Source organism: Lysinibacillus sp. ACHW1.5 (assembly GCF_022014815.1).
GTDB classification, from domain to species: Bacteria; Bacillota; Bacilli; order Bacillales_A; family Planococcaceae; genus Lysinibacillus; species Lysinibacillus capsici.
Genome location: NZ_CP091777.1, coordinates 3,348,751 through 3,362,130, shown reverse-complemented (window position 1 = coordinate 3,362,130; position 13,380 = coordinate 3,348,751). Strand labels below are relative to the sequence as shown.

Annotated in this window: 12 protein-coding genes; 11 read left to right on the top strand and 1 reads right to left on the bottom strand. The window is 37.7% G+C overall.

Annotation, left to right across the window (positions count from 1 at the left end; all coding sequences use genetic code 11):
• Positions 1–20: 20 nt before the first annotated feature.
• The 5 genes from accD (at position 21) to L6W14_RS16825 (ending at position 5,487) form a co-directional block, all read left to right on the top strand.
• A complete protein-coding gene (gene accD / locus L6W14_RS16845; RefSeq protein WP_048393568.1) occupies positions 21–878 on the top strand; it encodes an acetyl-CoA carboxylase, carboxyltransferase subunit beta in 858 nt (285 codons plus the stop codon).
• A complete protein-coding gene (locus tag L6W14_RS16840; protein WP_131521344.1) occupies positions 871–1,827 on the top strand; it encodes an acetyl-CoA carboxylase carboxyltransferase subunit alpha in 957 nt (318 codons plus the stop codon). Before accD ends, L6W14_RS16840 begins: the two co-directional genes overlap by 8 nt.
• Before the next feature lie 321 nt (positions 1,828–2,148).
• Positions 2,149–3,108, top strand: a complete 960-nt coding sequence (gene pfkA / locus L6W14_RS16835; RefSeq protein ID WP_036078344.1) for a 6-phosphofructokinase — start codon at positions 2,149–2,151, stop codon at positions 3,106–3,108.
• 26 nt (positions 3,109–3,134) lie between these two features.
• The gene (gene pyk / locus L6W14_RS16830; RefSeq protein WP_048393575.1) at positions 3,135–4,895 is read left to right on the top strand and encodes a pyruvate kinase; all 1,761 of its coding nucleotides are present in this window, start codon (positions 3,135–3,137) and stop codon (positions 4,893–4,895) included.
• A 202-nt stretch (positions 4,896–5,097) separates the two neighbouring features.
• Entirely contained in the window at positions 5,098–5,487 is a 390-nt protein-coding gene (locus L6W14_RS16825; RefSeq protein ID WP_131521345.1) for an FxsA family protein, read from the top strand.
• Here L6W14_RS16825 and L6W14_RS16820 read toward each other — a convergent pair.
• Complete coding sequence (locus L6W14_RS16820; RefSeq protein WP_048393721.1) at positions 5,471–6,436, bottom strand: AI-2E family transporter; 966 nt, start codon at positions 6,434–6,436, stop codon at positions 5,471–5,473. The genes L6W14_RS16825 and L6W14_RS16820 overlap by 17 nt on opposite strands.
• A gap of 250 nt (positions 6,437–6,686) precedes the next feature.
• Here L6W14_RS16820 and citZ point away from each other — a divergent pair, with 250 nt between their 5' ends.
• The 6 genes from citZ (at position 6,687) to pnpS (ending at position 13,161) form a co-directional block, all read left to right on the top strand.
• A complete protein-coding gene (gene citZ / locus L6W14_RS16815; protein ID WP_004226238.1) occupies positions 6,687–7,802 on the top strand; it encodes a citrate synthase in 1,116 nt (371 codons plus the stop codon).
• A 79-nt stretch (positions 7,803–7,881) separates the two neighbouring features.
• Positions 7,882–9,144, top strand: coding sequence for an NADP-dependent isocitrate dehydrogenase (icd, locus tag L6W14_RS16810; RefSeq protein WP_048393581.1), 1,263 nt, complete (start codon positions 7,882–7,884; stop codon positions 9,142–9,144).
• Positions 9,145–9,322: 178 nt separating this feature from the next.
• Positions 9,323–10,261: a malate dehydrogenase gene (mdh, locus tag L6W14_RS16805; RefSeq protein ID WP_004226243.1), complete on the top strand. Its 939-nt coding sequence runs from the start codon at positions 9,323–9,325 to the stop codon at positions 10,259–10,261.
• Positions 10,262–10,419: 158 nt separating this feature from the next.
• Positions 10,420–10,860, top strand: coding sequence for a MaoC/PaaZ C-terminal domain-containing protein (locus tag L6W14_RS16800; protein ID WP_004226245.1), 441 nt, complete (start codon positions 10,420–10,422; stop codon positions 10,858–10,860).
• A 52-nt stretch (positions 10,861–10,912) separates the two neighbouring features.
• A complete protein-coding gene (locus tag L6W14_RS16795) occupies positions 10,913–11,629 on the top strand; it encodes a response regulator transcription factor (RefSeq protein WP_131521346.1) in 717 nt (238 codons plus the stop codon).
• A complete protein-coding gene (pnpS, locus tag L6W14_RS16790; RefSeq protein ID WP_131521347.1) occupies positions 11,626–13,161 on the top strand; it encodes a two-component system histidine kinase PnpS in 1,536 nt (511 codons plus the stop codon). Before L6W14_RS16795 ends, pnpS begins: the two co-directional genes overlap by 4 nt.
• The last annotated feature ends 219 nt before the right edge of the window (positions 13,162–13,380 follow it).

Genomic DNA, 13,380 nt, shown 5'->3' with positions numbered 1-13,380 from the left:
CAACAAAGGGGGAGTCGAACATGGCAATACGTAGCTTATTTAGTGGTAATCGAAAAAAGAAAGAGGACGGGCAAGAAAAGGCATTTCCAGAAGGGTTAATGACAAAATGTCCTGAATGTCGTCACATTCAATTAACAAAAGAATTAGAAAAAAATCATAAAGTATGTACAAAATGTAGTCATCATTTCAAAATGACTGCTCAAGAACGTGTGGACTATTTCTTAGATGAAGGCTCATTCGAATCCATGGATGATCATTTACAAACAAGTAATCCCCTTAATTTCCCAGCGTATGTTGAAAAAATTGCAGCAGACCAAGAGAAAACAGGCTTGAATGAGGCTGTCCTAACAGGCGTTGGTACAATAGATGGGGAAGAAATTGTCGTAGCGATTATGGATTCGCACTTCCGTATGGGGTCAATGGGCTCTGTAGTCGGTGAAAAAATTACGCGAGCAGTAGAGAAGGCAACTGAACTAGGTGTACCATTTATTATCTTTACCGCTAGTGGTGGTGCTCGTATGCAAGAGGGCGTATTATCATTAATGCAAATGGCGAAAACTAGTGTCGCATTAAAACGCCACAGTGATCAAGGCTTATTGTTCATCTCCATCTTAACGCATCCAACAACAGGCGGAGTTTCAGCAAGCTTTGCTTCTGTTGGTGATATAAATATTGCAGAGCCACAGGCATTGATTGGCTTTGCAGGGCGACGTGTAATTGAAGAAACTGTACGAGAAAAACTACCAAGTGATTTCCAAACAGCAGAATTTTTATTAGAGCATGGTCAGCTTGATGCCATTTTCCATCGCAAAGATTTACGTAAACAAGTTTCTTTACTTGTAAAAATGCATACGAAAGGCGGCGTACAACATGTCTAAAAATTTAGCATTTGAAGAACCTGTCGTACAATTACGTGAGAAAATTGATGAATTAAAAACAATTGCTGCTGAAGCAGAAGTTGATATGTCTGGTGAAATCGAGAAGCTTGAAACACGTTTATCACAATTAGAGCAATCGATTTATGCCAATATGAAGCCGTGGGATCGTGTGCAAGTAGCAAGGCATCCAGAAAGACCTACAACGCTTCAATATATTGAAGCAATGTGTGAAGATTTTATTGAATTACATGGTGATCGTACATTTGGTGATGATGCAGCCATTCTTGGTGGAATTGCCATTTTCGAAGGGCAACCAGTAACAATAATTGGACATCAACGTGGTAAGTCTACTAAGGAAAATATCCGTCGTAATTTTGGTATGCCTCATCCAGAGGGGTATCGAAAAGCACTACGCTTGATGAAGCAAGCTGAAAAATTCAAACGACCAATTATTTGTTTTATTGATACAAAAGGTGCTTACCCAGGGAAAGCTGCTGAGGAACGTGGTCAAAGTGAAGCAATCGCTAGAAACCTTGTAGAAATGGCTGGCTTAACTGTGCCAGTAATTAGTATTGTTATTGGTGAAGGAGGAAGTGGTGGTGCATTAGCATTAGGTGTAGCAAACCGTGTCTTTATGCTTGAGAACTCGACTTACTCTGTTATTTCGCCAGAAGGAGCGGCATCTATTTTATGGCGTGATGGTAGTCTGGCTAAGCAGGCAGCAGAAGCCATGCGTATCACAGCACCTGATTTGAAAGAACTTGGTGTAATTGATGGCATTATTCCTGAAATTATTGGTGGAGCACATCGCAATGTAGCAAAACAGGCCCTTTCTATTAAAGAATGCATTAGTGACACACTTCATGCATTAAATTCTTTAAATGGAGCACAATTAGTTGAAGATCGCTATGAAAAATTTAAAAAAATTGGACAGTATACAGAAGTGTAAATCTGTTTGTAAAAAGATGAATGTTGTTTACTTTAATAGGATATAAAATTTAAAAGCTATATATTTGCTCGTTAAGAGACAAAATTTGTTTCTTAACATATTAAAAAGCTATAAAAATGAAAGAAGATAATAGCGCATAATAAACGCCAGACTTCTTGAAAAAATGTTAGATTTAGGATGTTTTTAGGTGGAAAGAGTGTGTGAAAGCGCATTCTTTTCATTTTTTATGTAAAAGTTATGTTTTTGTATCCCCAGAACCCTTACATAGTTTGTTTTTTCATGTTAATGTGAATAATAATAGTAACTGCAGGAGGTTCGACAATGAAAAAAATTGCTGTATTAACTAGTGGTGGAGATGCGCCTGGAATGAACGCTGCTATTCGAGCGGTCGTTCGTAAGGCAGCATTTCATGGAATTGATGTTGTCGGAATTAAGCATGGTTATGAAGGCTTAGTAAAAGGATATATGGAAGAACTTGATTTAGGTGCAGTTGGTGGTATTATCCAACGCGGTGGAACGCATTTGAATTCGGCAAGATGCCCAGAATTTAAAGAGGATGCTGTTCAGCAACGCGGTATTGAGAATTTACGAGCTGCTGGTATTGAAGGACTTGTTGTCATTGGTGGAGATGGGTCTTATCGAGGTGCCATGGATTTAGTAAAAAAAGGCTTCCCTGTTGTAGGGGTACCTGGGACAATTGACAATGATATTCCAGGAACGGAATATACGATTGGCTTTGATACAGCCCTAAATACAGTAGTAGAATCCATTGATAAAATCCGAGATACTGCTACATCTCATGAAAATTCTTTCATTGTAGAGGTAATGGGACGTGATGCAGGAGATATCGCTTTATGGGCAGGTCTTGCCGCTGGTGCTGAAACAGTTTTAATTCCAGAAGAAGATTATAATTTAGATGATATTGTCGCACGCTTAGATCGTGGTGCTGCACGTGGTAAAAAGCATAGTATTATTATTGTGGCAGAGGGTGTTATGTCAGGAAGTGAGCTGGCAAAACTGTTAAAAGAAAAAACAGGAAAAGAAACACGTGTTTCAGTATTAGGTCATATCCAACGTGGTGGATCACCTACAGCAAGAGATCGCGTATTAGCGAGTCAGTTTGGCGCACATGCAGTTGAATTACTTATGGAAGGCAAGGCTGGTCGAGCAGTAGGTATTCGCAATCATCAAGTCATTGATTATGATATGCCAGAGGCTTTTGAAAAGAATCATGAGGCTGATGTAAGCCTATATACACTAATGAAAGAACTATCAATATAATTTGTTATAAAACGGAGTGGGCAAAAATGAGAAAAACAAAAATCGTATGTACAATTGGACCTGCAAGTGAGTCACCAGAAATTTTAGAAAAATTAATCGAAGCAGGTATGAATGTAGCCCGCTTGAATTTTTCACACGGATCACATGAGGAACATGCAGGGCGTATCCATTTAATTCGTGAAGTGGCACAAAAATTAAATAAACCAGTGGGAATTTTACTTGATACAAAGGGACCGGAAATTCGTACACATAACATGAAAAATGGCGAGCTTCATTTGTCAGCAGGTCAAGTAATTGATATTTCAATGACAGAAGTAGAAGGTACTGAGACGAGCTTTTCTGTCACATATGAGCGCTTAATTGAAGACGTTGAGCAAAATTCAATTATTTTACTTGATGATGGACTAATTCAACTACGTGTATTAGCAACGGATATGGAAAAAGGATTAATTCATACAATTGTTGAAAATGCTGGCGTGCTAAAAAATAAAAAGGGTGTTAACGTACCAGGTGTTTCTGTACAACTACCAGGTATCACAGAAAAAGACGCACAAGATATTTTATTTGGTATCGAACAAGGTGTTGATTTTATTGCTGCTTCATTTGTTCGTCGTGCAAAAGATGTTCTTGAAATTCGTGAATTACTTGAACAAAATGGTGGTAGTCATATTCAAATCATCCCAAAAATTGAAAACCAAGAGGGTGTCGATAACATCGATGAAATCATCCTAGTATCTGACGGTTTAATGGTTGCTCGTGGAGATCTTGGTGTTGAAATTCCTGCAGAAGAAGTACCACTTGTACAAAAGAAATTAATTTTAAAATGTAATCAAGTTGGTAAACCGGTAATTACGGCAACTCAAATGTTAGATTCCATGCAGCGTAACCCACGACCAACACGTGCAGAAGCAAGTGATGTAGCCAACGCAATTATTGATGGAACAGATGCTATCATGTTATCTGGTGAAACTGCCGCAGGTCTTTATCCAGTTGAATCGGTACAAACGATGAATAAAATTGCACAACGCACTGAAAATTCATTAGATTATCGATCAATTGTTTCTACACGTAGTCGTGAGAAAGAAGCAAATATGACAGAGGCAATTTCACAAGCTGTAGCTTATACTTCTATCAATTTAGGGGTGAAAGCCGTATTAGCTCCAACAGAAAGTGGTAATACAGCGAGAATGATTGCAAAATATCGACCAGGAGTGCCAATTGTTGCCGTAACAGGCTCTACAAATACAGCTCATACATTAACACTAGTATGGGGCGTATACCCAATTGTGTGTCAACGCGTGACAACAACAGATGAAATTTTAGAACTAGCTGTGGATGAAAGCTTGAAGCATGGTTTTGTTACACATGGAGACGCAGTTGTCATTACAGCAGGTGTACCTGTAGGTGAAGCGGGTACAACAAACTTAATGAAAGTTCACATTATTGGAGATTTACTTGCACGTGGACAAGGGATCGGAAAAGCATCAGTTGTTGGTAAAACAGTAGTTGCTAAAAATGCTGCTGAGGCACTTGCCTACGATACAGATGGATGCATCCTTGTTACAGTCGGTTCAGATCGTGATATGATGCCTGCTCTAGAAAATTGTATTGGCCTAATTACGGAAGAAGGTGGACTTACTAGCCATGCAGCAGTTGTAGGGTTAAGCCTAGGTATTCCAGTAATCGTTGGTGTAAAAGAAGCAACTACATTAATCCGTCATGGTCAAGAAATTACAATGGACGCTGAAACAGGTGTGATTTACAAAGGACATGCAAGCGTTCTTTAATAATTAACAAAAAGCTCTAGTGCGGTTTGTTGTACTAGAGCTTTTCCATAAAGGTTGTACACACACTTTATGGAAACTATTAATTCCTTCCTTTAACAGAAGTTGCTTTCTCATAGAATAGGTCTATTCATTTTTTTATGAAACTAAACGGGCTATAATAACGTATAAAAGGTATAGCTTTTCAAGTAGAAAGGAGAAAAATATGCGAAAAATTTTTCTTGGTTTCATTGTCTACACATTAGCCGAATTGACGTTATTAATAGTCATTGGACAAAATATTGGTGTTTTAAGTACATTATTGCTCATTATTGCTACGAGTGTAATTGGGATTTATGTCATGAAAAATAAAGGTATGAACTCTGTTCAAAATGTGAAAAATACATTGGCACGCGGAGAAGCGCCAGGAGCTGCATTAGTGGATACTTTCTTAACTTTTGGTGGTGGTTTGCTTTTAGCGTTACCTGGATTTTTAACAGATGTCATAGGGTTATTCCTACTCATGCCATTTTCTCGAAAAATGTTCCAACCCATTGTCTATTACTGGATGCGTAAAAAAATGAAAAAAGGTCAATTCATCATCGTTCAAAGATAGAGTTTTCTTTCAGTTTTACAGCTAGAAATAAAAAGATAGGGCTCAGTAATATACCATAAAAGCCAAATAATAGAATAGAGGCAGCGCTGATAAAGAATGTATGGAATGTGCGTAGCTGAAGCGTATTAGACCAAAGCATCGAATCGGCTAGCTGCCTTGTTAATTGTACAAATAAATACAGTAGTAAAATGGCCACACATAAAAAGGTATTGCCATTAAAATAAAAATAAATGCTCATTGGCACAAGAAAAACGCCAATCCCGAAAAACGGTAGTACATCTGCAAATGCTACAATAAATGCTTTAATAATGGCTTGTTCAAATTGAAGGATCATAAAGCCAGCACAAAGAATAAGTAGGGTAATCGTAAATAATTGAAACTCTACAAATAAGAAATAATGAAAAAGTTGCATGATTTTTGCAAAATGAGATTGCCACTCTTGACGATATTTTTTAGGCACATATTGAAAGAACCAATAGCGTGATTTACGTGTTTCTAAAAGCGCAAAGTAATAAGCGACCAAAAAGATGAAAACCTCAATGACATGCTTCATTAATAATTGAAAAAGATCTGCTGTATATACGATGATGGAATCGAAAATGGACAGTGATTTTTCTTTTAAAACTTGTACAAACATGGATTCATATTCACTGAAAAGCGGGAAATTTTGTAATGTCTCTCGAATTTCTGGGAAAATGACGATAATACTGTTAATAGATATGACAACAAGTAGGAAAATACAGGTTAATATTAATACCTCCACAATAATTGCTGCAATCCAATACGCAATCCTACAATATTTGTGTAAAAAATTTATGATAGGATACGTCGAAAATGATAAAAAAATTGCGAGTGACACAGGTAATACAAACCAAAGTATGACTAAATAAAAAATAAATAGCAAAACGCTCGTAGTTCTTTCGTATGAAAAATACTTTAAATTCCTCATTTTTACAAATTCACCCCAAACCAATTGATAAATTAATGTCAAAATATACAAAAAAATCTCTTTAGGACAATTATATAGTCGTTCGGACGTCTTTTTCTTTATTTGGAGGATTTTCATTCACAAAGCTGTCAAAAATGATTATAATAGCAATGTAAGCGATTTACTTAATGGTTCATATGAGCAAAATTCGTAAATGCAACATAAAAAACGCATTTGCAACAAAAAAATAAGTATGAGGGAGCGATAATTTATGTCAGCAACTAAAGGTTTAGAAGGTATCGTAGCAGCGGAATCTAAAATCAGTTCAATTATCGATGACACACTTACATATGTTGGTTACAACATTGATGATTTAGCAGAAAATGCGTCATTCGAAGAGGTAATTTACCTGTTATGGCATACTCGTTTACCAAAAGAGGACGAGCTAGCTGAATTAAAACAACAATTGGCAGACAACATGTCAATTCCGCAAGCGATTGTCGACCAATTTAAAACATACCCACTTTCAACTGTACATCCAATGGCTGCATTGCGTACTGCAGTATCTTTACTTGGTGTATTCGATGAAGAAGCGGATGTTATGGATCCAGAAGCAAACTACCGTAAAGCAATTCGTCTACAAGCTAAAATTGCTACAGTAGTAACTGCATTTGCACGTGTTCGTAAAGGTTTAGAGCCAGTTGCGCCAAAACCAGAATTAGGATATGCGGCAAACTTCTTATACATGCTAAAAGGTGAAGAGCCAGAAGCTATTGAAATTGAAGCATTTGACAAAGCATTAGTGTTACACGCTGACCATGAATTGAATGCATCTACCTTTACAGCACGTGTATGTGTAGCTACATTATCTGACGTTTATTCAGGTGTAACTGCAGCGATCGGTGCATTAAAAGGACCACTTCATGGTGGAGCGAATGAGCAAGTTATGAAAATGTTAACTGAAATTGGCTCACTTGAAAATGTTGAATCTTATATTCAAAATAAATTAGACAACAAAGAAAAAATCATGGGCTTCGGTCACCGTGTATATCGTAAAGGCGACCCTCGTGCTCCGCATTTACGCGTAATGTCTAAAAAATTAACTGAGCTAACTGGTAAACCAGAGCTTTACGAAATGTCAGTTAAAATCCATGACATGATCGTAGAACAAAAGAAATTACCTGCAAACGTAGATTTCTTCTCTGCGTCAGTGTATGATTCTTTAGGTATTGATCATGACCTGTTCACACCAATTTTCGCAGTATCACGTACTTCAGGTTGGGTGGCACATATCCTTGAGCAATATGCTAATAACCGCCTAATCCGTCCACGTGCTGAGTATGTTGGACCAGGCATGCAAAAATATGTTCCAATCAGCGAGCGCTAATTTGGAAAATATGCTAGAATGTTTGGGACTGTGTTATCACTAACACAGTCCTATGATTATGAATTTAGGAGGCAACAGAATGTCAAACAAAATTGTAGTTGAAAATGGCGTACTTAATGTACCAAACAATCCAGTAATTCCTTTCATCGAAGGTGATGGAATTGGTCCAGATATCTGGGCAGCAGCATCACGCGTAATTGACGCAGCAGTAGAAAAAGCTTATAACGGTGAAAAGAAAATTGAATGGTTAGAAGTTTTAGCTGGTGAAAAAGCATTTAACCAAACTGGTGAATGGTTACCACAAGAAACTTTAGACAAAATTAATGAATACTTAATTGCAATCAAAGGTCCTCTTACTACACCAATCGGTGGTGGTATCCGCTCTCTTAACGTAGCATTACGTCAACAACTTGACTTATATGTATGCTTACGCCCAGTACGTCACTTTGATGGAGTGCCTTCTCCAGTTAAACGCCCAGAAGACGTTGATATGGTTATCTTCCGTGAGAACACTGAAGACATCTACGCTGGTATTGAATTCGAATCTGGTTCAGAACAAGCTCAAAAAATCATCAACTTCCTACAATCTGAATTTGGTGTAAATCAAATCCGCTTCCCAGAAACTTCTGGTATCGGTGTTAAACCTGTATCTAAAGAAGGTACTGAGCGTTTAGTACGTTCTGCTATCGAATACGCAATTAAACATAAACGCCCATCTGTTACTTTAGTTCATAAAGGTAACATCATGAAATTCACTGAAGGTGGATTCAAAAAATGGGGTTATGAATTAGCAGAAAAAGAATTTGCTGATCAAACTTTCACTTGGAACCAATACGATGCTATCAAAGCTGAACAAGGTGAAGAAGCAGCAAACAAAGCTCAATCTGATGCTTTAGCAGCTGGCAAAATCTTAGTGAAAGATTCTATCGCTGATATCTTCTTACAACAAATCTTAACTCGTCCAACTGAGTTCGATGTAGTAGCTACAATGAACTTAAATGGTGACTATATTTCTGATGCTTTAGCTGCACAAGTTGGTGGTATCGGTATCGCTCCAGGCGCGAACATTAACTATGTTACTGGCCATGCGATCTTCGAAGCTACTCACGGTACAGCTCCAAAATATGCTGGTTTAGATAAAGTAAACCCATCTTCAGTATTACTTTCAGGTGTATTAATGCTTGAACACTTAGGATGGCAAGAAGCTGCTGACATGATCACTCAATCTGTTGAGAAAACAATTTCTTCTAAAGTTGTTACTTATGACTTCGCACGTTTAATGGACGGCGCTACAGAAGTGAAATGTTCAGAATTCGCTAATGAGTTAATCAAAAACCTATAATTTTCTATTCTACAATAGAATTTATCGCTAAAGCGGATGCTTTTTTCTGCCGATATAATTAGGGTGACAGTAAATTTTAATTGAATATTTACGATAAACTTGTTTAATTGAGGGAGTGAGATGGAAGTCTCCTCCCTCTTTTAAAATATATAACCTAATTTTAAAGGAGCGTATTCAAATGTCTCTGAAACGAAAAAAAATCTCAGTTATCGGTGGCGGTTTTACAGGCGCTACTGCAGCATTTTTAGCAGCTCAGAAAGAACTTGGTGACGTCGTATTAGTGGATATTCCACAAGCAGAAAACCCAACAAAGGGTAAGGCGCTAGATATGTGGGAGGCAGCACCAATACAAGGGTTTGACTCTTATGTGCAAGGTACTTCCAATTATGCAGATACGGCGAATTCTGACGTAGTGATCATTACCGCTGGTGTTGCACGTAAACCAGGTATGAGCCGTGATGACCTTGTTCAAATCAATCAGAGTGTTATGAAAACTGTTTCAAAAGAGATTGCTACGCATTCACCAAATGCTACAATCCTTGTACTGACAAATCCAGTTGATGCCATGACATACACAGTATACAAAGAAACTGGCTTCCCTAAAAACCGTGTAATTGGTCAATCAGGTGTTCTTGATACGGCTCGTTTCTGTGCATTTGTGGCAGAAGAACTTAAAATTTCAGTGAAGGATATTACTGGTTTTGTATTAGGTGGTCACGGTGACACAATGGTACCGTTAACACGTTATTCATTTGCTGGTGGTATTCCGTTAGAAACACTTATTTCTGCTGAACGTTTAGAAGAAATTGTTGACCGAACGCGTAATGGTGGAGCAGAAATTGTCAACTTACTTGGTAACGGCTCTGCCTATTATGCGCCTGCTGCGGCACTAATAGAGATGGCTGAAGCTATTGTAAAAGACCAAAAACGTATTTTACCATCTATTGCTTATTTAGAAGGCGAGTACGGCTATCATGATTTATACTTAGGTGTTCCTACATTACTTGGCGAAAACGGTATTGAAAAAATCTTTGAGCTAGAATTAACGGACAAAGAAAAAGCAGCTTTAGATCAATCGGCAGAAGCAGTTCGTAATGTGATGAAAATTTTAGTGTAGAATATCAGTCTAAATCTTAAAGCGAGTAGGGAATGTTCCTGCTCGTTTTTTTATGTTTCCAGGGTTGAGAAAGGTAAGGTTCTTCTGCTTTTCATTGTACTTTTAGCATAAAATTGATACTATGAATGTAGTATGATAGAAAAGGGGTTGGCGTATCTTTGCTTCAAAAAAATAGTAAACTTGGTCTCACAATCGATGAAATTACAGTTGGCGAGAAAATCCATATCACTGAAAAAATTGAAGATAGGGATCTATTGCTTTATTTAGGCCTTACAAACGATAGTAACCCGCTTTATATTCAACATGATTATGCGGCTATGACACCTTTTCAAAAGCCAATTGTGCCGACAATTATGTTAAATGGTATTATTACATCAGCTGTGTCAAAGTATATTCCAGGACCAGGTGCACGAATTATTGAGCAACATTTGAAATATTTAGGACCTCTCTATCATTATGAATTGTTCGATACGCTATTAGAGGTTACAGCAATCAATAAATATGACAATACCATCACTGTCTCTGTCCACTCCTATAATGAGCAGAAACAGCTTGTAATTGAAGGTTTATTGCTTGTGACTCCACCACTTGCGCTATAGACGTCTTGAGATTTGAAATGGGGGTTTCAAATCACTAACGGAGGCATTAGACATGACAAAAACGATTTTAGTAATTGAAGATGAATTTTCGATTGCAACATTATTGAAATATAATTTAGAGCAGGCAGGCTATGAAGTAGAGACGGCTGCTGATGGTCAGGAAGGGCTTGAAAAAGCAATCGCTTTACAGCCAAATTTAATTCTTTTAGATTTGATGCTTCCAAAACTAGATGGCATGGAGGTCTGTAAACAAATACGACAGCAACGTATGAATACGCCAATTATTATGCTAACTGCTAAAGATGACGAATTTGATAAAGTTCTTGGTCTTGAGTTGGGAGCAGATGATTACATGACAAAGCCTTTTAGTCCTCGTGAAGTTTTAGCGCGTGTCAAGGCTGTATTAAGACGTTTCACGCAAAACGTTGTCGCAGATGATAAGGATGAGGCGCAGGAAAAAATGTATGAGTTTGGACAACTGCGCGTGTACCCAGAGCGATTTGAAGTATTTTTACAGGATGAGGCACTGGAATTTACACCAAAAGAGTTTGAGCTACTCATCTATTTACTTGAAAATAAAAATCGTGTATTAACACGTGATCAGCTATTAAGTGCTGTATGGAAATATGATTTTGCTGGCGATACTCGAATTGTGGATGTACACATTAGCCACCTTCGCGATAAAATTGAAGAAAATAGCCGTAAGCCGATGTTTATAAAAACAATTAGAGGTCTTGGTTATAAATTTGAGGAGCCGAAAACGACATGAAATCGATGAGCAACCGCTTATTCTTGACATTCATGCTTTTACTTGGAACGATACTAGCTGTCCTAATGATTGTTATAGGTCAGCTTTTTCCTGTTTATATAAAGCAATATAACGAGCAAGCATCCACTGAGATAAGGACATCAATGGACCAAGTAATCGATGAACGCAAAATGGATTTAACAAAGGAAGATCAGGAAGCCTTGTACGCAGCTCAGGCTATGGAACGAGACGAATCCTTATTGAACTATGTCCGTGCTCGCCTTTACGGAGTACTGGCTATTCTCTTTACCATCACGTTGATATTAATAGCAATTATAAGTCGTTATATGATACGTAACTTTACAGCACCGATTGATAATGTGACCGACACGGCCCTTGAGCTTGCAAAGGGTAACTATCGTGCGCGTGCTCAAGAAAATGAACATGAGCGGATGATCCCACTGAGTCATTCCATAAATATATTGGCACGGAATTTGCAAGATATTACAACGATACGTGAAGTAGAGGAAGAAAGACTGAAAACCTTAATTGAAAATATGGGAAGCTCCCTAATGATGATTGGTCGTGAGGGGAATATTTCCATTGTAAATCGAGTATTTCTAGAGCGCTTTGGAATGCAGCTTGATGATGTCCAAGGAAAGGTTTTTCGTACAATAGGCTTACCTAAATCATTAGAACAATTTATCGATCATGTTTTTCTGACAGAAATGCCTTATCGACAACAAATTAAAATGGAAGTCCAGCAAGAACTTTATAACAAAGAAGTTTATGGGGCACCGGTCATCGGGGACCACGGACGATGGCTAGGCGTTGTTATCGTTATGCATGATATAACGGAACTAGTTCGATTAGAACAAATTCGGAAAGACTTTGTTGCGAATGTATCACATGAATTACGCACACCTATTACATCTATTAAAGGCTTTTCAGAAACTTTATTGGATGGGGCCTATAAAGACGAAAAAATGCTGATTTCCTTTTTGGAGATTATATATAAAGAAAGTAATCGACTTCAAATGCTGATTCAAGATTTACTAGAGCTCTCAAAGATCGAGCAGCATGGTTTTACTGTCAATATTATGCCGATGGGCTTACAGGATGTTTTAATTCGTGGAGCAGAATTGACAGCTCCGCGTTTGGATGAAAAAAATATGAGCTTCCAGGTGGATATCGAACGAGATGTCCAGGTTATGGGGGATGCCAATCGTATCATTCAGATTGTGACGAATTTAATTACCAATGCGATTACATATTCACCTGAAAACACAACTGTTTCTATTCGATTAAAGGAAAATGAAACACATGGCATTATCGAAATAGAGGATCAAGGGATTGGAATTGAAAAGCATGAAATCGCCCGCGTTTTTGAAAGATTTTATCGAGTGGATCGAGCGAGAAGTCGTAATTCTGGTGGAACAGGCTTAGGGCTAGCGATTGTTAAGCATTTAGTCGAGGCGCATCATGGCCGAATTCAAGTAGAGAGTGAAGTCGGCATAGGAACTAAAATGATTGTCATGATTCCGAAAAATTAACAAATCCTTTACATGAACAACACGTTACATTCATATTTGGGCACTATACTTATCTCTAGAAACCCCCAATATGATTGTTAAGACGATGACCATAAAAATCTAATAGAAGATTTTTAAATGCTTTATATTCGCCCAGAAAGAATTTAGTGTTTTTTAAACACTAGGTTCTTTTTCTGTTTTACAGGGAAGGTAAATAGGTGTAAAGTATAGTAGCATAAC

Coding starts and splice junctions, on each gene's coding strand:
- pfkA (WP_036078344.1), top strand. CDS start 2,149: ATGAAAAAAATTGCTGTATTAACTAGTGGTGGAGATGCGCCTGGAATG.
- L6W14_RS16795 (WP_131521346.1), top strand. CDS start 10,913: ATGACAAAAACGATTTTAGTAATTGAAGATGAATTTTCGATTGCAACA.
- accD (WP_048393568.1), top strand. CDS start 21: ATGGCAATACGTAGCTTATTTAGTGGTAATCGAAAAAAGAAAGAGGAC.
- L6W14_RS16825 (WP_131521345.1), top strand. CDS start 5,098: ATGCGAAAAATTTTTCTTGGTTTCATTGTCTACACATTAGCCGAATTG.
- icd (WP_048393581.1), top strand. CDS start 7,882: ATGTCAAACAAAATTGTAGTTGAAAATGGCGTACTTAATGTACCAAAC.
- pnpS (WP_131521347.1), top strand. CDS start 11,626: ATGAAATCGATGAGCAACCGCTTATTCTTGACATTCATGCTTTTACTT.
- L6W14_RS16840 (WP_131521344.1), top strand. CDS start 871: ATGTCTAAAAATTTAGCATTTGAAGAACCTGTCGTACAATTACGTGAG.
- mdh (WP_004226243.1), top strand. CDS start 9,323: ATGTCTCTGAAACGAAAAAAAATCTCAGTTATCGGTGGCGGTTTTACA.
- L6W14_RS16820 (WP_048393721.1), bottom strand. CDS start 6,436: ATGAGGAATTTAAAGTATTTTTCATACGAAAGAACTACGAGCGTTTTG.
- citZ (WP_004226238.1), top strand. CDS start 6,687: ATGTCAGCAACTAAAGGTTTAGAAGGTATCGTAGCAGCGGAATCTAAA.
- pyk (WP_048393575.1), top strand. CDS start 3,135: ATGAGAAAAACAAAAATCGTATGTACAATTGGACCTGCAAGTGAGTCA.